At 67.1% G+C, this 19324-nt stretch carries 16 protein-coding genes; 7 read left to right on the top strand and 9 right to left on the bottom strand.

Translation table 11 applies throughout. The annotated features are described in order from the left end of the window. Positions 1–107: 107 nt before the first annotated feature. The 7 genes from QM685_RS05310 (at position 108) to iolB (ending at position 9179) form a co-directional block, all read left to right on the top strand. Positions 108–1154, top strand: a complete 1047-nt coding sequence (locus QM685_RS05310; RefSeq protein ID WP_415113452.1) for a sugar ABC transporter substrate-binding protein — start codon at positions 108–110, stop codon at positions 1152–1154. 231 nt (positions 1155–1385) lie between these two features. Further along, positions 1386–2564 (top strand): ABC transporter permease, encoded by a 1179-nt coding sequence (locus QM685_RS05315; protein WP_415113454.1) that lies wholly within the window; start codon positions 1386–1388, stop codon positions 2562–2564. A gap of 10 nt (positions 2565–2574) precedes the next feature. After that, a complete protein-coding gene (locus tag QM685_RS05320) occupies positions 2575–3390 on the top strand; it encodes an ATP-binding cassette domain-containing protein (protein ID WP_415113456.1) in 816 nt (271 codons plus the stop codon). 66 nt (positions 3391–3456) lie between these two features. After that, the gene (locus QM685_RS05325) at positions 3457–5487 is read left to right on the top strand and encodes a bifunctional 5-dehydro-2-deoxygluconokinase/5-dehydro-2-deoxyphosphogluconate aldolase (protein WP_415113458.1); all 2031 of its coding nucleotides are present in this window, start codon (positions 3457–3459) and stop codon (positions 5485–5487) included. Continuing rightward, positions 5484–7454 (top strand): 3D-(3,5/4)-trihydroxycyclohexane-1,2-dione acylhydrolase (decyclizing), encoded by a 1971-nt coding sequence (iolD, locus tag QM685_RS05330; RefSeq protein ID WP_415113460.1) that lies wholly within the window; start codon positions 5484–5486, stop codon positions 7452–7454. The genes QM685_RS05325 and iolD overlap by 4 nt, the downstream gene beginning before the upstream one ends. Positions 7455–7464: 10 nt before the next feature. After that, entirely contained in the window at positions 7465–8382 is a 918-nt protein-coding gene (gene iolE, locus QM685_RS05335) for a myo-inosose-2 dehydratase (protein WP_415113462.1), read from the top strand. Next, positions 8379–9179: a 5-deoxy-glucuronate isomerase gene (gene iolB, locus QM685_RS05340; protein ID WP_415113464.1), complete on the top strand. Its 801-nt coding sequence runs from the start codon at positions 8379–8381 to the stop codon at positions 9177–9179. The genes iolE and iolB overlap by 4 nt, the downstream gene beginning before the upstream one ends. A gap of 16 nt (positions 9180–9195) precedes the next feature. Here iolB and QM685_RS05345 read toward each other — a convergent pair whose 3' ends face one another. The 9 genes from QM685_RS05345 to QM685_RS05385 form a co-directional block, all read right to left on the bottom strand. After that, entirely contained in the window at positions 9196–11568 is a 2373-nt protein-coding gene (locus tag QM685_RS05345) for a hypothetical protein (protein ID WP_415113466.1), read from the bottom strand. 421 nt (positions 11569–11989) lie between these two features. After that, positions 11990–12703 (bottom strand): ABC transporter ATP-binding protein, encoded by a 714-nt coding sequence (locus QM685_RS05350; RefSeq protein ID WP_415113468.1) that lies wholly within the window; start codon positions 12701–12703, stop codon positions 11990–11992. Next, a complete protein-coding gene (locus QM685_RS05355; protein ID WP_415113470.1) occupies positions 12700–13497 on the bottom strand; it encodes an ABC transporter ATP-binding protein in 798 nt (265 codons plus the stop codon). Before QM685_RS05355 ends, QM685_RS05350 begins: the two co-directional genes overlap by 4 nt. Next, positions 13494–14774: a branched-chain amino acid ABC transporter permease gene (locus tag QM685_RS05360; RefSeq protein ID WP_415113472.1), complete on the bottom strand. Its 1281-nt coding sequence runs from the start codon at positions 14772–14774 to the stop codon at positions 13494–13496. Before QM685_RS05360 ends, QM685_RS05355 begins: the two co-directional genes overlap by 4 nt. After that, positions 14767–15705: a branched-chain amino acid ABC transporter permease gene (locus QM685_RS05365; RefSeq protein WP_415113474.1), complete on the bottom strand. Its 939-nt coding sequence runs from the start codon at positions 15703–15705 to the stop codon at positions 14767–14769. Before QM685_RS05365 ends, QM685_RS05360 begins: the two co-directional genes overlap by 8 nt. Positions 15706–15771: 66 nt before the next feature. Next, on the bottom strand, positions 15772–16233 hold the full coding sequence (locus QM685_RS05370; protein ID WP_415113476.1) for an acyl-CoA thioesterase: 462 nt from the start codon (positions 16231–16233) through the stop codon (positions 15772–15774). 53 nt (positions 16234–16286) lie between these two features. Beyond that, positions 16287–17435: an iron-containing alcohol dehydrogenase gene (locus tag QM685_RS05375; protein WP_415113478.1), complete on the bottom strand. Its 1149-nt coding sequence runs from the start codon at positions 17433–17435 to the stop codon at positions 16287–16289. A 144-nt stretch (positions 17436–17579) separates the two neighbouring features. Further along, positions 17580–18110, bottom strand: coding sequence for an NUDIX domain-containing protein (locus QM685_RS05380; protein ID WP_415113480.1), 531 nt, complete (start codon positions 18108–18110; stop codon positions 17580–17582). A gap of 166 nt (positions 18111–18276) precedes the next feature. After that, positions 18277–19308: a threonine aldolase family protein gene (locus QM685_RS05385; RefSeq protein WP_415113482.1), complete on the bottom strand. Its 1032-nt coding sequence runs from the start codon at positions 19306–19308 to the stop codon at positions 18277–18279. Between the last annotated feature and the right edge of the window lie 16 nt (positions 19309–19324).

Genomic DNA, 19324 nt, shown 5'->3' on the forward strand with positions numbered 1-19324 from the left:
CTAATCTTGGTCGTGAGCGATGGTGCCGCGGCGATTTCGCGCCGCGCGAAATGCGCACGCCAGACGCTCCCTCAATAACGAACGACAGACCGAGAAAGGTGGAGACAATGAGACTTTGCACAGGCAAGGCGACGCTCAGGATTCTGGTGACGGCGTTGACGTTGGCGACGGGATTCGGCGCGGCCTCGGCGGCCCGCGCGGCCGACGCCCACTTCGTGCTGATCAGCCACGCGCCGGATTCGGATTCGTGGTGGAACACGATCAAGAACGCGATCAAGCAGGCCGACGAAGACTTCAATGTCGAGACCGACTACCGCAATCCGCCGAACGGCGACATCGCCGACATGGCGCGTCTCGTCGAACAGGCGGCCGCGCGCAACTACGACGGCGTAATCGTCTCGATCGCCGACTTCGACGTGCTGAAGAGCTCGATCGCGAAGGTCACCGAAAAGCACATTCCGCTCGTCACGATCAATTCGGGCACCGAAGAGCAAAGCGCGAAGCTCGGCGCGATCATGCACGTCGGCCAGCCCGAATACGCGGCGGGCAAGGCGGCGGGCGAAAAGGCGAAAGCGGCCGGCATCAAGTCGTTCCTGTGCGTGAACCACTACGCGACCAATCCGGCTTCGTTCGAGCGTTGCCGGGGCTTCGCCGATGCGATCGGCGTCGACTTCAAGACGTCGACGCTCGACGCGGGCACGGACCCGACCGGCGTGCAGTCGAAGGTCAGCGCGTTCCTGCGCAATCACCCGAATACCCAGGCGGTGCTCACGCTCGGGCCGCTGTCGGCCGATCCGACGTTGAAGGCGTTGCAGCAGATGGGCCTCGCGGGCAAGGTCTGGTTCGCGACGTTCGACTTCGACAGCGACATCGCGAAGGGCATCCAGGACGGCACGATCCAGTTCGCGATCGACCAGCAGCCGTATCTGCAAGGCTATATCCCGGTCGCGGTGCTGGCGATCGCGAAGAAGAACCACACCACCGACCCCGTGAAAATCCGCGAGATCCTGCAAGCCAATCCGAAGTTCAAGGAACGGCTCGCGACCTATGGGCTCTCACCGTCCTATGGGCCGCGCAATATCGGCTCGGGCCCCGGCTTCATCACGAAAGCCAACGTCGACAAGGTGCTCAAGTACGCAGGCCAGTATCGATAAACGCGCGGCCATGCGCCGCCTGACGGGCCGCTTTGCCGGCCTGCCTTTATAGGCCGCTTTCGTGGGCCGCCTTCGTGGGCCGTTCTGATGGCCCACCTCGCATGCCGCTTTTACAGGGCATATCGCGTGTCTCATTGGCGCGCCATTTTTTACGTGCCGCCTTTACGTGCATCGAACGCCCCGCGGCACTGCGTCGACCCGCCGCGCGCGGGCGTATCAAGGAGAGCTTCAATGGGTGTCGCCGACCTGTTCCATTCCCATCACCGCAAGCCGACCCCGCCCGATCCGCGGGACCCGTCGAAGCAGCCCGCGGCGTCGCTCGCGGCGGACGAGCGCGTGCGCCGGGAATCGTGGTTCCGGCATCTGCTCGGGCGCCCGGAATTCGCGGCGCTGGCCGGCACCGTCATGGTGTTCATCGTATTCGGCGTGGCCGCCGGCAACTCGGGGATGTTCAATCTCGACGGCATCATGAACTGGTCGCAGGTCGCGGCCTATCTCGGCCTGATCTCGGTCGGCGCCTGCCTGCTGATGATCGCCGGCGAATTCGATCTGTCGATCGGCTCGATGATCGGCTTCGCCGGCATGATGGTCGCGCTGCCGAGCATGTATTTCCACTGGCCGATCTGGCTCGCGATCGTGTTCGCGTTCGTCGGCTCGATGCTGCTCGGCGCGCTCAACGGCTATCTGGTGATGCGCACGCGGCTGCCGTCGTTCATCGTCACGCTGGCTTTTCTGTTCATCCTGCGCGGTCTCACGCTGGCGCTGTCGGTGAAGTTCGCGGATCGCACGATCATCTCCGGTGTCGGCGACGTCGCGCGCCAGGACTGGTTCGCGCACACGTTCTTCCAGGGCGTCGCGTTCAAGGGTCTGTTCGTCTGGCTCGGCCATATCGGCGTCGTGAAAATGCTCGACAACGGCATGCCGCTCGTGCCGGGCATTCCCAAAGTGCTGCTGTGGTGGCTCGTGCTGGCGGTGGTCTGCGCGTTCACGCTCGCAAAAACGCGCTTCGGCAACTGGATCTTCGCGGCCGGCGGCGACGCCAACGCGGCCAAGAACGTCGGCGTGCCGGTGCGGCGCGTAAAAATCTCGCTGTTCGTGCTGACCGCGTTCTGCTCGTGCCTGTATGCGGTGCTGCAGGTCTGCGATATCGGCTCGGCCGCGGCCGACCGCGGTTTGCAGGCGGAATTCGAGGCGATCATCGCGGCTGTGATCGGCGGCACGCTGCTCACGGGCGGCTACGGCTCGGTGGTGGGCGCGAGTTTCGGTGCGCTGATCTTCGGTGTCGTGCAGATCGGCATCACCTACACCAATGTCGATTCGGACTGGTTCCGCGTGTTCCTTGGCGTGATGCTGCTCGTCGCCGTGCTGTTCAACCACTACGTGCGCGGCCGCGTCGCGGCATCGCGCTAGAAGGAGGTTCATGATGACCGCCATCGAACAGAACGCGAACGCGGACGACATCATCCTCGCGCTCGAAAACGTCAGCCGCTATTTCGGCAACATCATTGCACTGAACGACATCACGCTGCGGCTCAGGCGCGGCGAGGTGCATTGCCTGCTCGGCGACAACGGCGCCGGCAAGTCGACGCTGATCAAGACGCTCGCGGGCGTCTATCAGCCGAGCGCGGGCGTCTACAAGGTGGACGGCAAGCCGGTGCGCTTCACGTCGCCGAAGGAAGCACTCGATCTCGGCATCGCGACCGTCTATCAGGATCTCGCCCTGGTGCCGCTGCTGTCCGTCGCGCGCAATTTCTTCATGGGACGCGAACCGCAAAAAAAACTGTTCGGCTTTCTGAACGTGATGGACCTCGACACCTGCGCGAGCACCGCGCGCGACAAGCTCGCCGAAATGGGCATCAACGTGCGCGACCCGCATCAGCCGATCGGCACGATGTCGGGCGGCGAGCGGCAGTGTCTCGCGATCGCGCGCGCGATTCACTTCGGCGCGCGCGTGCTGATTCTCGACGAGCCGACCGCCGCGCTCGGCGTGAAGCAGAGCTTCAACGTGCTGAAGCTGATCCACACCGCGCGCGCGAAGGGCATCTCGGTGATCTTCATCACGCACAACGTGCACCACGCGTATCCGATCGGCGATTCGTTCACGCTGCTCAATCGCGGCCGCTCGCTCGGCACGTTCACGAAAGCGACGATCAGCAAGGACGAAGTGCTCGACATGATGGCCGGCGGCGCCGAGATGCAGAAGATGATCGGCGAACTCGACGGCGCGACGATCTGACCGATTCGCGCGGCTCGACCGGCACCTGCAGCGCCGGCAACCGCGCCTAGCTATCCAGGACTATTCATGGCTCACTCCAGCACCTCCAGCAGCAGCGCGAGCGGCAGCCGTTTCGCGCCGGGACGCAGCCGCGACATCGTCTGCCTCGGCCGGCTCGCGGTCGACCTGTACGCGCAGCAGGTCGGCGCGCGGCTCGAAGACGTGTCGAGCTTCGCGAAGTATCTCGGCGGTTCGTCGGCGAATATCGCGTTCGGCTGCGCGCGGCTCGGGCTCGACGCGGCGATGCTCGCGCGCGTCGGCAACGATCACATGGGCCGCTTTCTGACCGAAACGCTCGTGAAGGAAGGCTGCGACGTGAGCCACGTGCGGATCGATCACGAACGGCTGACCGCGCTCGTGCTGCTCGGTCTGAAGGATCGCGACACGTTCCCGCTGATTTTCTATCGCGAGAACTGCGCGGACATGGCCGTCGACGAAGCCGACTTCGACGAGGCGTTCATCGCGTCGTCGAAAGCGCTGCTGATTACCGGCACGCACTTCTCGACCGAGCAGGTCAACCGCGCGAGCCGTCGCGCGCTCGAGTACGCGCGCCGCAACGACGTGCGCACCGTGCTCGACATCGACTATCGGCCGGTGCTGTGGGGCCTCACCGGCAAGGCCGACGGCGAGACCCGCTTTATCGCGAGCGAAGGCGTGAGCGCGCATTTACAGCGCATTCTGCCGCTGTTCGATCTCGTGATCGGCACCGAGGAGGAATTCCGCATTGCCGGCGGCAAGACCGAACTGATCGATGCACTCGCGATGGTGCGCGCGGTCACGCCGGCCACGCTGGTATTGAAGCGCGGACCGCTCGGCTGTCAGATCATCGACGGCAACGTGCCCGCGGCGCTCGACGACGTGCCCATTCAGGGCGGCGTCGAAGTCGAAGTGCTGAATGTGCTCGGCGCGGGCGATGCGTTCGCGTCGGGCTTCCTGTCCGGCTGGCTGCGCGACCAGCCGCTCGACGCATGCGCGCGCGCCGCGAATGCGAGCGGCGCGCTGGTCGTGTCGCGGCACGGCTGCGCACCGGCGATGCCGACACCGGCCGAACTCGACTACTTCCTGCGCGAAGCAAAAACCGATCCGCAGCGGATGCGCCGCCCGGATCGCGATGCGACGCTCGCGCGTCTGCATCGGGTGTCGCCGGCGCGCAAGCCGTGGCACGAAGTGCTCGGCTTCGCGTTCGATCATCGCAACCCGTTCTTCGAACTCGCGCAGCAGACCGGCGCCGACGAAGCGCGTATCGCGTATCTGAAGCACCTGTTCGTCGAAGCAGTCGCGCAGACCGAACACGAGTTGAATCTGCAAGGCCGCATCGGCGTGCTGATCGACGACCGTTACGGTCAGGACGCATTGAACGCCGCCACCGGACGCGGCTGGTGGATCGGCCGACCGGTCGAATTGCCGGGCTCCGTGCCGCTCGTGTTCGATCATGGCCGCTCGATCGGCACCACGTTGATCGCGTGGCCGCAAGAACACGTCGTCAAATGCCTCGTGCAGTTCCATCCGGATGAGCCGATCGAGCAGCGTCTCGAACAGGAAGCGCAATTGCGCGCGCTGTACGACGCGACGCAGGCAAGCGGCCACGAATTGCTGCTCGAAGTGATTCCGCCGAAGCATGCATCGTTGCCGCAGGGGCCGGACATCGTGTATCGCGCGCTCAAGCGTCTGTACAACCTCGGCATCTACCCCGAGTGGTGGAAGCTCGAACCGATGGACGCCGCGCAATGGCAGGCCGTCGACGCGCTGATTGCCGAGCGCGATCCATACTGCCGCGGCGTCGTGCTGCTCGGCTTGTCGGCGGCCGTCGAGCAATTGTCCGAGGGCTTTCGCGCGGCCGCGCAAGCCACCACGTGCCGCGGCTTTACGGTCGGCCGCACGATCTTTCACGAACCGAGCCAGGCGTGGCTGGCCGGCGAAATCGACGACGACGAGCTGATCAGGCGCGTGCGTCAGCGGTTCGAAACGCTGATCGCCGCATGGCGCGCCGCGCGCGGCACGGCGAGGCCAGGCACACCCGGCACGCCGCATCATGTTCATCAGGAGCAGGCCGCATGAACGAGCGCATCATGCATGACGACACCCTGTCCCCGAGAACCGTCCCCACGCGCACGAGTACGGGCGGCACGGTCCGCCTGACGATGGCCCAGGCGCTGGTGCGCTATCTCGCCGCGCAGCGCGTGGCCACCGAAGACGGCAACGGCGTCGAGCCGCTGTTCGGCGGCGTGTTCGCGATCTTCGGCCACGGCAATGTCGCGGGCATCGGCGAAGCGCTGTATCAGCATCGCGACGCACTGCCGACGCTGCGCGCGCACAACGAACAGGCGATGGCGCACAGCGCGATCGCGTTTGCGAAAGCGCATTTCCGCCGCCGCATGATGGCGGTCACGACTTCGATCGGGCCGGGCGCCACCAACCTGCTGACCGCCGCCGCGCTCGCGCACGTGAACCGTTTGCCGGTGCTGCTGTTGCCCGGCGATATCTTCGTGTCGCGCGCGCCCGATCCGGTGTTGCAGCAACTCGAAGACTTCGGCGACGGCGGCGTCTCCGCGAACGATGCGTTCAAGCCGCTGTCGCGCTACTTCGACCGCATCGTGCATCCGGCGCAATTGCTGAGCGCGCTGCCGCGCGCGCTGCGCGTGCTGACCGACGCCGCGTTGTGCGGACCGGTCACGCTCGCGTTACCGCAGGACGTGCAGGCGCAGGCGTGGGATTTTCCGGAGGATTTCTTTGCGCCGCGCGTCGTGCGCTTGCATGCGCCCGCGCCGCGCATCGACGATATCGACGCCGCGTGCGCGCGTCTGCGGCAGGCGAAGCGGCCGCTGATCGTCGCCGGCGGCGGTGTGCTGTACAGCCGCGCGGCCGAGGCGTTGCACCGCTTCGCGCACGCGCATGGCGTGCCGGTCGCGGAAACGCAGGCCGGCAAGAGTTCGCTCGCATGGAGCGATCCGCTGAACGCCGGCGCGCTCGGCGTGACGGGTTCGCCCGCGGCGAACGCGCTCGCGCACGATGCCGACTGCGTGCTGGCAATCGGCACCCGTCTGCAAGACTTCACGACCGGCTCGAACACGCTGTTCACGCAGGCCGACGTGATCGCGATCAACGCGAATGCGCTCGACGGCCTCAAGCATCGCGCGTTCGTCGTCGAAGCCGATGCGCGGCTCGCGCTCGATGCGCTCGCCGATGCGCTGCAAGGCTGGCACGCGCAACGCACGTGGACCGCGCGCGCGCACAAGCTCGCGTCGGGCTGGCGCGATACCGTCGGCTCGCTCACGCATGCGCCGCAACGCGACGCGGTGCTGCCCTACGAGGGCGACGTGATCGGCGCGGTGCAGCGTTCGAGCGCGCATTCGGCCACCGACGACATCGTCGTGTGCGCGGCCGGCACCCTCCCCGCCGATCTGCACAAGCTGTGGCGCGCGGGCCGGCCCGGCGCGTATCACGTCGAATACGGCTATTCGTGCATGGGTTACGAGATCGCGGGCGGGCTCGGCGTGAAGCTCGCGCGGCCCGATCGCGAAGTGATCGTGATTCTCGGCGATGGCAGCTATCTGATGATGAACAGCGAAATCGCGAGCTCGGTGATGCTCGGCGCGAAGCTGATCGTAATCGTGCTCGACAACCGTGGCTTCGGTTGCATCAATCGTCTGCAACAGGCCTGCGGCGGCGCGCCATTCAATAATCTGCTCGATAACTGCGTGCACGGACCGGCCGGCGTGCCGCGCATCGACTTCGCCGCGCATGCGCGCGCGCTCGGCGCCGAGGCCGAGCATGCGGGCAATATCGCGGAACTCGAAGCGGCGCTGCAACGCGCGCGCGCCGCGAATCGCACGTACGTGATCAGCATCGACACCGACCCGGCCCGCACCACCGAAGACGGCGGCTGGTGGTGGGAAGTCGCGGTGCCCGAAGTGTCGACACGCGATGCGGTGCGCGACGCGCGCGCGAAATACGACGCGCAGCTCGCGGCGCGCACGGCGCCACCCGCGCGCTCACACGGCGACGATCACGGCGATCACGAATGAGGACATCCGCATGACTGCTTTCGACGTACGCATCGGCATCAATCCGCTCTCGTGGATGAACGACGACCTGCCGTCGCTCGGCGGTGAAACACCCCTCGACGTCGCGCTAAGCGAGGGCCGCCAGATCGGCTACCAGGGGTTCGAGCTCGGCAACAAGTTTCCGCGCGAGCCGCAGGCGCTGAAGACGTTGCTCGCGCAATACGACCTCGCGCTCGTGTCCGGCTGGTATTCCGGGCGGCTTGCGAAACGCGGCGTCGCCGACGAAATCGCCGCGGTCGGCCCGCATCTCGACCTGCTCGCGCAAAACGGCGCGACGGTGATGGTGTATGGCGAAGTCGCCGATTCGATTCAGGGCGCGCCACGGCCGCTGTATCAACGGCCGCGTTTTTTCAGCGACGCGCAATGGGATGCGTACGCGGCGCGGGTCGACGAATTCGCGCGTTATACGCTGTCCCGCGGCGTGCGGCTTGCGTACCATCATCATATGGGCGCGTACGTCGAAACGCCGGCCGACGTCGATCAGTTGATGGCGCGCACGAGCGACGCGGTCGGCCTGCTGTTCGACGCCGGCCACATCACGTTCGCGGGCGGCGATGCGCTCGCGGTGCTCGACAAACACATCACGCGCGTGTGCCACGTGCATTGCAAGGACGTGCGCCCCGCCGTCGCGAAGCTCGCGCGCAATCGCAACTGGAGCTTTCTCGACGCGGTGATCGCCGGTGCATTCACGGTGCCGGGCGACGGCGCGGTGAATTTTCCGGGCATCATCGGCCGGCTGAAGCGGCACGGTTATTGCGGCTGGCTGGTCGTCGAAGCGGAACAGGACCCGGTGGTCGCGCCGTCGTTCGAGTACGCGCGGAAAGGCTTCAGGACATTACGGGCGCTCGTCGATGCACCGCTCGACGGCGGCGCCGAGGAGGCAGCATGAGTTTATTGGTGAAGGCCCAGCGCGACGGCCAGACGATCGCGCGCGTCACGCCGCAGTCGGCCTGCTGGCGCTATGTCGGATTCGCCGCGTACCGGCTCGGCACGAACGAAGTCGTGCACGTGTTCGAGACATCGCGCGAAGTGTGCATCGTCGTGCTGACGGGCGCGGTGGATATCGAAACACCCAACGCGACATGGACCTCGCTCGGTTCGCGCGACAGCGTGTTCGAGGACGCGGCACCCTATGCGGTGTATCTGCCGCCGAAGGTGCGCGCGACGGTGCGTGCGTGCCGCGATGCCGAGATTGGCGTGGCGAGCGCACCGGCCAGAGGTGAGTACCCGGCGCGGCTGATCGAGCCCGCGTCGATGAAGCGCTCGACGCGCGGCAAATCGCTGAATACGCGCTACGTCTGCGATATTCTTCCGCAGACCGAGCCCGCGGAAGCGCTGCTCGTCGTCGAGGTAAGAACGCCGGGCGGTCATGCGTCGAGCTATCCGCCGCACAAGCACGATACCGACAACGTTCCACACGAGAGCTCGCTCGAGGAAACCTACTATCACCGGCTCGATCCGCCGCAGGGTTTCGCGTTCCAGCGCGTGTACACCGATGCGCGCGATATCGACGAATCGATGGCCGTCGAGGATCACGACGTCGTGATGGTGCCGCGCGGCTATCATCCGGTCATCGTGCCGTATGGCTACGACTCGTACTATCTGAACGTGATGGCGGGCAGCCAGCGGGTCTGGCATTTTCACAACGACCCGGCGCACGAGTGGATCATCAACAAGGAGGCTTGAGCGGTCACGCTGCGCGTCAGTCTTCGCCGCCCTGCTTTCTCGCGGCCAGATCGACGCGCAGCGTGCCGTCTTCGCTCATGCGCACCGTGCCCTTCGATACGTCGCGGCGATACCCGTATAGATCGAATTTCATTGCACCGGGGTTCGAACTGTCTTCGATATACGTGCGCGTATTCGTGACGAGCGAATTGAACATCTTCACGTCGCCTGACTCGATCCACACGAAGCTGCGGCCCGCGCCGACGGGCGGCGTCGCGACGCTCGCGCCGTCGTCGTGCCTGAATTTCAGCACGAGGCCCGCGCCGGTCACGGTCGCGCTCGCCAGGCGCGCGACCAGCATCGGCGGCGGAAATACCGTGTTCTGATCGAACACGAGCTCGTTGCCGTTTAGCACGACGCCCTTGCGCGCGAACGGCGTCAACGACGCCAGCGGAATGTCGAGCGCGCGCAGCAGTCCCGCTTGCGGCACGCCCAGCACCTTCACCGCGGTCGGCCGATACACCAGATGCCGTTCGTCGCGCGCGGCGATCGTGCCGCTCATCGTGGTCGGCAGCCATACGCCCGGAAAGTGATTCCACAGCTTGATGCCGCCCGTCACTTCGAGCTTGCCGTCGACGGATTTCAGTTGCAGATCGTTCAGCGAGCGCGGCGCGTAGTCGAGCAGATAATCGTTGAAGAGCGCCGCCATCGCGGGCCACGGCTCGACGACTTCACCGCCGATGATATGGATGTCGTACTGATCGGGATCGTCGAAATCGACGGGCTCTCCGGGCCTTTTCGGCACCATTTGCGCATCGAGCGAACGCACGTGAAAACCGATGCGTCCCGCCACGTAGAAGTCGACGTTCCGCACGTGAATCAGCGGCGCGGCGCCTCGCGAATGACGCTCGTCATCCGGAGCCGAAGTCAATGCCGCGCGCGTGCCGACTGGAACCGCATGCGCCGCCGATGTGCCGCGCAGGTCCGGCGGCACGTATTGCCATACCGCGCGCGCCTGCGCGAGCGAGGCCTGCTGCGCGCGCAGCAGGCTGTCGTTATAGCGCGCGCTCGCGCTGCCGGTTTGCGGCGGCGACGCGTCGGCCGCGCTCGCGAGCGTCGGATACGACGGCAGATGCACGTCGAGCGCGCCCGTTTCGTCGAACGTCAGATAGCCGGCCGCCATCTGCTCGCGATAGTGGTACAGGTCTAGCACGAACGGCGCTTTCGCATCGACCGATGCATCCGACGCATCCGACGCGAGCGGCACGATCGCCATGTCGATGTTCATCGGCATCGAGCGCATGAACTTCACGTCGCCGCCTTCGACGAGCAAACCGCGCGCGGGCATCGTCGCGGGCCAGTCGATGTTCGGCACCGTGCCGTCGTCGAGCGTGAAGCGCACCCCCGCCGCGCTCGTTTCGATCCGCGTGATCGTCATGCGCAGCGCGGGCGGCGGCGTCAGTTTCGCGACCTGCATCACGACGTCGTCGCCATCGAGCCGCGCGATCGGCGTATCGACCTTCAGCAGATCGGCCATGCGCACGTGCGCGGCCTGCATCAGCCTGTCCGCGCCGACGCCGGCCACCTCGACGTGATCGGGATGGAATACGAGTTCGCCGGCGTTGCGCATCGACAGCGTACCGGTCAGCGAGATCGGCACCCATGTGTCGCGATGCATCTCGCCGGTGATGCGCAGCGTGCCATCGTCCCGCGGCACGACGCGCATATTGCGCAGCGGCGAGCCCCGGTACCGGAACAGATAGCGATCGAAGATCGCGGTGAGCTTCCCGCTGTCGAGCGTCACGGTGCCGCGATGGACATGGATCGTCGTGCTGGCCGGATCGTCGAACACGATCGGCTGGCCGGGGTGCGTCGGCGTCAGCGTCGCGGCCATGTCGTGAATCATGAAGCCGATGTCGCCGGTCACGCGAAAGTCGACATCGCGCGCGAACATCAGCGAGCCGTCGATGCCGGAATCGCGCAACGTCAGTGGGCGGCTGCGTTTTTCGCTCATGCCGCTTGCCGCGGGAAGGCGCGCGGCGATGCGTTGTTCGGCCGCGAGTTGCGCGGCTTTGGCGCGTTCGAGGGTCGGACGGGGTGAGGAAGCAGGTTCGGTGTCGTTAGCCGAGGCGGTGTCGTATGACGGAGCAGCCGAAGCGTTGGCGTTTGCGTTTGTCTGGCTACTCCCATTGCCGGATGCGCTCGCCACATTTTGCGCTTTCGATGATGCATCGCCCGAAGTGGAACTCGCGTCCGCGCACGCGCACATCAGCAACGCGGCGGCCAGCAGCGCCGTGCCGACGCCCCACCGCGGGCGCCTTGCATGCTCGACGAGCTGCCGGCGCCGTTGGGCCTGCCATTCGACTTTCGCTACAACGCGCCCTTCGTCCAGCGCCGCTCGCTGTTTCATCACGTCTCCTCCTGAAGCCGCGGCGCGTCTTTCGCGCGTCGGACGCGGCAGGGTTCGTCGCGCATCCGGCACGATACGTGGGCCATCGGTGAGCCGTACGCGGGCTTGTTGAAATGCCACGCCGCCGTTGCGCGTCTTTGACCTGATTGTCTTTATTTATCCGTGCGCTGCCGACAAGATTTCTGGAGGACGCTCACCAAACGATCGGGCGTTTGAATCGGCCTGTCGAATTGGCGGAAAGCACTGTGTGGCGGGCGCGAGCGGCGGTGTCGAAGAAGCGGTTCAAACGCCACGACGGCCCGCGTGTCGGCGGTCCGGAGCGTGCCAGCGCCGCGGGCGGCGATATTCATGCGCGTGCAACGTCTGGCGGGCTATATGCGGCAGCGAGTCGGGCAGAATCGGGCAACCCGCGCCGCGTCCGTCAGCCCACCCCCAGCCACTCGCGCATCACATCCGCACGCGCGAGAAACGACGCGAGCGCGCCGTCGAACACGATCTCGCCGTGCCCCATCACGGCGACGCGGCTTGCGATTTCCCGCGCGATCACGAGACGCTGTTCGATCAGCAGCATCGCGACGCCGCGCTCGCGCAATACCCGCAGACAATCAGCGACCTGCTCCATCACCCGACTCGCGAGACCTTCGCCGGGCTCGTCGATCAGCAGCAGATCGGGGTCGCCGAGCAGCGCCCGCGCGAGCGCGAGCATCTGCTGCTCGCCACCGGACAGCGCCCCGGCGCGCGTGCGCTCGCGCTCGGCGAGCACGGGAAACAACGCATAGGCATCGTCGAGCGTGAAGCGCGGCGTGCGGCGGCGCGCGCGCGGCGCGCTGCCGAGCAGCAGGTTTTCGTGAACGCTCAGCCCAGCGAACACGTCGCGATGCTCAGCCACGTAGCCGAGGCCGAGACGCGCAATTTCGAACGTGCGCAAACCCGCGAGCGAACGGCCCGCGAAACGCAGCTCGCCGTCGCTGCGCACGAGGCCCATGATCGCGCGCGAGAGCGTCGAGCGGCCCGAGCCGTTGCGCCCGACGAGCGCGAGCACTTCACCGGGCTCGATGCTCAGCGTGACGCCGTGCAGGACCTGGCTCGCGCCATACCACGCGTTCAGGTCGCGGATGTCGAGCAGGGGTGTCATTCGGCGGCACCTTTGCCGGCTTCGCTCGCCGCCCTGCCCATTTCCTCGCCTGCGCGTTCGCCGAGATACGCCGCCCGCACCGCCGCATCCGCGCGAATCGCCGCCGGCGGACCGCTCGCGATGACGCGCCCCTGCACGAGCACCGAAATGCGATCGGCGATCGCGAACACCGCGTCCATGTCGTGCTCGACCATCAGCAACGTGCGGCCTGCGGTGGTCTCGCGGATCAGCTCGATCGCGCGCGCCGCCTCCGCGCGGTTCATACCCGCGGTCGGCTCGTCGAGCAGCAGCGTGTGCGCGCCGCCCGCGAGCGCGATGCCGAGATCGAGCGCGCGCTGCTCCGCGTAACTGAGCGTGCCGGCCGCGACGTCGCGGCGCGCGCCGAGGCCGACCGCATCGAGCACCTCGGCGGCGCGCGCATCGACCGCTGACGAACCCGTCAGGCGCTGCCACCAGCGCGTGCGGTCGCGCTCGGCCAGCATCGCCGCGCAGCGCAGGTTGTCGAACACACTGAGCCGCGCGAACACGCTCGTGCTCTGGAAGCTGCGCGCGAGGCCGCGCCGCGCGATCGCGGCCGGCGCGAGCCGCGTGATGTCCGCGCCGAACAGATGGATGCGCCCCGCGCTCGGCCGCGCGCCGCCCGCGATCAGATTGAACAGCGTCGACTTGCCCGCGCCGTTCGGGCCGATCAGCGCATGCCGCTCGCCAGGCTCGATCTCGAGATCGACGCCGCGCAGAATCCGTGTCGAGCCGAAGCGCTTTTCGATGCCGTAGAGCGCGAGCGCGGGGATCATCGCGCGTCTCCGGGGAGTCGTGCGGGGCATGTTGCGTGAGCGGCGAGGGACGAGTGCGCGCGGATGGCGCGGCGCATCGTCAATCCAGCCAATATGGCGAGCGCGCCGAGCAGGAGCGCTAGCCGTGGCGGCGAAGCGGCCAGCGTCGACAGCAGCGGCACGGCGGCGCTCGCACCAAAGAGCGCGCCGAGCGCCGCGCCCTCGTCCGCGCCGAACTGGGCCGCGTAAGCCCATTGCACCGCGAGCACGATTGCCGCGAGCCCCAGCAGCGCCGCCGCCGCGCTCCACAGATACGCCGCCCGGCAACGCCGCCAGCCGTGCGCCGCGATACGCGCCGCGTGCCGCGTGCCGAAACCCGCGAGCCCATCGGGCGCCGCCATCACGACGGCGACAAAGAACAGCCCGAGATAAAACAGCCACGCCCGCGTGACGCTCGCGACGATCACGCTGAAGAACGTCAGCACGACCGCGCCCGCGACCGGTCCGAAAAACGCGGCGGTCCCGCCGGTCACCGTCGCGATCAGCACCGCGCCCGAGCGCATCATGCCGACGCTTTCGGTCGACACCAGCTCCATATTGATCAGCCCCAGCGTCCCCGCGACGCCCGCGAAAAACGCCGACAGCACGACCACGCCATAGCGCACGCGCGGCGGATAGCAGCCAATTGCCGCGGCGCGCGCCGGGTTGTCGCGCACCGCGTTCGCGAGACGCATGAACGGCGTGCGCGACAGCGCGAACATCGCGACACTCGCGACGACACACCACACTGCGATCAGCGCATAGGCCTCGCGCGCCGGGCCGAAACTCCAGCCGGCGAGCGGGCCGGTAAGACGGGCGCCGCTCGCGCGATCGATCGCGACACCCGCCTCGCCGCCGAACCAGTCCGGCAACGCCCACGCGGCCGCGACGACGAGTTCGCCGAGGCCGAGCGTGATCATCGCGAACGCGGTGCCGGCGCGCCGCGTCGCGATAAAGCCGAGCAGCACACCGCACAACGCGCCGCCGAGACCACCGACGAGCGGCAACAGCACGAGCGGCATGCCGCTCGCGTTGAACACATGCGCGGCGATCAGCGCGCCGAGTCCCGCATACGCGGCGTGACCGAACGACAGCAGCCCGGTCTCGCCGAGCAGCAGGTTGTACGACAGCGCGAACACGATCATCGTCGCGCTTTGCGCGAGGTACGCGAGCAGCCAGCTATGCGGCCACACGAACGGCGGCACGGCAAGGAACGCGACCAGCGCGAGCCAGGGCGCGAGCGAGCGCCGCCTACGCATGATCGTCACGCCGTCCGAAAAGCCCGCGCGGCCTGAACGCCAGCATCGCGACGAGCAGCAGATAAGGCAATAGCGGCGCGAGTTGCGCGAGCGTCAGCGCGTCCCACTCGGGCGGCAGCACCGCGCCGGCGAGCGCCATCACGTCGCCCAACGACACGTCGCTCGCGACCGCCAACGTCTGCACGCAGCCGACCAGCAGCGACGCAAGCAGCGCCCCGCTCAACGAACCGAGCCCGCCGATCACGACGACGACGAACACGATCGAGCCGAGCGATTCGGCCATCGCCGGTTCGATCACGAAGAGCGGCGCGCCGATCACGCCCGCCAGCGCCGCGAGCGCGGTGCCGGCCGCGAACACGCCGGTGAACACGCGCGGCACGTTGTGGCCGAGCGCTTCGACGGCCCGCGGATGCGTGAGCGCCGCGCGCACGATCAACCCCGTCTTCGATACGCGCAGCACCGCGACGAGCACCGCGAGCATCGCCAGCGACACCGCCATCATGAACGCGCGATAACGCGCGAAGGTCGCGCCGTACAGCGAAAACAGCGGACCGTCGAGCACAGCCGGGATCGGCGCGGACAACGGACCGAGCCCCCAACCGAGCTTGACGAGCTCGCCGAGCAGATACGCGGCGCCGAACGTCAGCAGCAGCTCGGGCAGATGACCGTGCACGCGCACGCGCCGCAGCAGCCAGCGCTCGAGCGCCGCGCCGAGCAGACCGACGACGAGCGGCGCGACCACCAGCGCGCTCCAGAACCCCGCGCGCGCCGCCACCGAAAAGCCGACATACGCACCGAGCATGTAGAAGCTCGCATGCGCGAAATTGAGCACGCCGAGCATGCTGAAAATCAGCGTCAGCCCGGCCGACAGCATGAACAGCAACAGCCCGTAGCTGAGGCCGTTGAGCAGATTGATGACGAACGACTGCACGCGTCTGGTCTACCTGTGTTTTTTGCTGCGTTTGCGTTTGCGTCTGCGTTTCGCCCGGGTTGCCCGCTAGTCCGCCCTCTGGTCCGCCCGCGCGGCCGCGCACAGCGGCTCGAGTGCCGCGCGCAGTTCGGCGGGCAGGCTCACCGGGCGGCGCGTCACGCGATCGACGTAGACGTGCACGAAATGCCCCTGCGCGGCGGCCTCGGCGTCGCCCTGCCTGAAGAGCCCCACCTCGTAGCGCACGCTCGACGTGCCGAGCCGCGCAACCCGCAAGCCCGCATCGACGCGATCCGGAAACACGAGCGGCGCGAAGTAGTTGCACTGCGTTTCGACGACGAGCCCGATCGTCGCGCCGTGCTCGAAATCGAGCACCCCCGAGCGGATCAGATACTCGTTCACGACGGTGTCGAAATAGCTGTAGTAGACGACGTTGTTCACGTGCCCGTAGACGTCGTTGTCCATCCAGCGTGTCGGGATCGGCAGGAAATGCGCATAGGCGGCGCGCGAGGCCGGGGCGGGTTTGTTCATCGGACGTGGCGGCTTGTCGATTGTCGAGTTTGTCGGGTGTGTCGATACGAACGTCAAAGAGACTCGGTCAGCATGCGGCGATAGTCGTCGGCGCTCGCTTCGCGTGGATTCGTGCGATGGCAATGGTCCAGCAGCGCGCCCTGCACGACCTTGTCGAACATGCTCTCGTCGACCCCCATCTGCTTGAGGCCGGTCGGCAAACCGAGCCTCGCCGTCATGTCGAACAGCGCCTGCGCGAGATCCGCGTGATCCGGCAAACCCATCACGCGACGCATCCGCGCATAGCGGCGCTCGGCCACCACGCTCGGCGCGCGCTCGTTAAAGCGCAGCACCGCGGGCAGCACGACCGCGTTCAGCGTGCCGTGATGCAGCGACGTGCGGCCGTTCACCTTCAACCCGCCCAACGGATGCGACAGCGAGTGCACGCAGCCGAGCCCCTTCTGGAACGCCATCGCGCCCTGCATCGACGCGCTCATCATGTTCAGACGCGCTTCGCGATCGGCGCCGTCCGCGCACGCGCGCTCGATGCTGTGCCATGCGCGCTCGAGCCCGTCGAGCGCGATGCCGTCGGCGGGCGGATTGAAGGCCGGCGCGAGGAAAGTTTCGATGCAATGCGCGATCGCATCCATGCCGGTCGCGGCCGTCAGGCCCGGCGGCAAGCCGAGCGTGAGCCCGGGATCGCACAGCGCCGATTTCGGCAGCAGATTCCACGAGTGAAAGCCGAGCTTGCGGCCGTCGTTCAGGATCACGATCGCGCCGCGCGCCACCTCGCTGCCGGTGCCGGCGGTGGTCGGAATCGCGATCAGCGGCGCGACCGCGTCGGTGATCTTCGCGCTGCCGCCCTCGATCGTCGCGTACTGCGTGAGCGGCCCCGGATGCGTGGCCGCGATCGCGACGCCCTTCGCGAGATCGATCGACGAGCCGCCGCCGACCGCGATCAGCCCGTCGCAGCCCTCGTCGCGATACATCCGCGCGGCGGCCAGCACCCTCTCCTCGGTCGGGTTCGACGGCGTGTCGTCGAAGAGCGGCACGTCGCCGAGCTGCAGCGCGTCGAGCGCGCGCCGCGCGATGCCGGCCGCGACCACGCCCTTGTCGCTGATCACGAGGGGACGCCCGATGCCGATGCGCGCGCATTCGGACGACAGTTGCGACAGTGCGTCGTAGCCCAGATGAATGTGGGTCAGGTAGTAAATGTAGGCCATGTCGTTGCTTCTCCCTGAGCGTGCGCTCATTGACCGCTGATTGACGTGGATGAACCGTTCGCTGGTTCGGTTGGCGTGCCGTCCGGTGCGGGTTGCGCCGCCCATCCATCGCGCGATGCGTTCAGCCGTGCCGCGTCGCGCATGTCATTGCCCCGGCCGCTCGACGAACTCGAACGGCAGACCGCGCCGCCGCATCCATTCGCCGAGCGCCTGGCCCGTGCCGGCGCGCCACGGCCGCAGCTTCGCCGGCTCGACCAGCCGGTATTCGAGCAACTCCGGCGACAGCGAGACCGTCCCGTGCGCCTTCACGTGATACGCGATGATCAGCTCGTTCTTGCGGATGAATTCGTAGACGCCGATCAGCTCGACCGATTCCGCGTGCAGCGACGTCTCTTCGAGCACTTCGCGCGCGATGCCCTGCTCCGGCGTCTCGCCGTTTTCGAGGAAACCGGTGATCAGCGCGAACATGCCCTCCGGCCACGCGGCATTGCGCGCGAGCAGGACCTTGCCCTCGTACTCGACGATCGCGGCGACGACCGGCAGCGGGTTGTTCCAGTGGACATAGCCGCACTCGATATCGGGACAGCTCTGGCGGATGCGGCCGCCCTCGTGTTCGGGGTCGGCGCGTTCGGTCAGCGGCTTCGCGCAGCGGGGACAGAATCGGTACTCGGTCATGGCGGGGGACGTCTCTTTGTTTCGTGTCTGTGGCTGATGGTGGGGGTGCGGTTTGGCGGTGTGCGCTGGCGACGGGACGGGTGAGTGAAAGCGTCGAAGGTCATGCCTGTTCGTCGACGCGGGGCCGAGGCCGGTCGCGCTTCATTCGTGCTTCATTCGCGCTTCATCACGCGGCGCACAGCTCGCGCACCTCGGCGGCGAAACGCTCGACCGTTTCGGGCTGCGTGTCCCACGCGCACATCAGCCGGCAGCCGCCCGCGCCGATGAACTCGTAGAACTTCCAGCCGCGCGCGCGCATCGCTTTGGCGGCGCGCGGCGGCAACTGCGCGAAGACCGCGTTCGATTCGCTCGCAAACATGATGCTCACACCCGGAATTTCCTGCAACCGCGTTTGCAGCAGACGCGCCATCGCGTTCGCGTGACGCGCATTGCGCAGCCACACGTCGTTGTCGAGCAGGCCGAGCCACGGCGCGGAGATGAAGCGCATCTTCGACGCGAGTTGCCCCGCCTGCTTCAGGCGATAGGCGAAATCGTCGGCGAGCGCGCGATCGAAGAACACCACGGCCTCGCCGACCGGCAAGCCGTTCTTCGTGCCGCCGAAGCACAGCACGTCGACGCCGGCGCGCCACGTGATCTCCGACGGATGCACGTCGAGCGCGGCGACCGCGTTCGCGAAACGCGCGCCGTCCATATGCACCTTCAGATGACGGCGCTTCGCAATCGCGGCGATCGCGCGCACTTCCTCGACGCTGTAGACGGTGCCGACTTCAGTCGACTGCGTCAGCGTGACGACTTTCGGCTTCGGATAGTGGATATCGGCGCGCCGCGTGACGACGGCTTCGATCGCATCGGGCGTGAGCTTGCCGCCGCTGCCCGGCGCCGTCAGCAACTTCGAGCCGCCCGAGAAGAATTCGGGGCCGCCGCATTCGTCGGTTTCGATGTGCGCGAGTTCGTGGCAGATCACCGAGTGATACGACTGGCACAGCGACGCGAGCGCGAGCGAATTGGCCGCGGTGCCGTTGAACACGAAGAACACTTCGCAATCGGTCTGGAACAGGTCGCGCAGACGGTCGCACACCTGGTTGGTCCAGGAATCGTCGCCATAGGCCGGCTCGTGGCCGCTGTTGTTGGCGGCGATCAGCGCGTCGAGCGCTTCGGGACAGATGCCGGCGTAGTTGTCGGACGCGAAATGTTGCATGGTGGCACGACGCACC

It is taken from the genome of Paraburkholderia sp. (genome assembly GCF_047605525.1).
Taxonomy (GTDB): Bacteria; Pseudomonadota; Gammaproteobacteria; order Burkholderiales; family Burkholderiaceae; genus Paraburkholderia.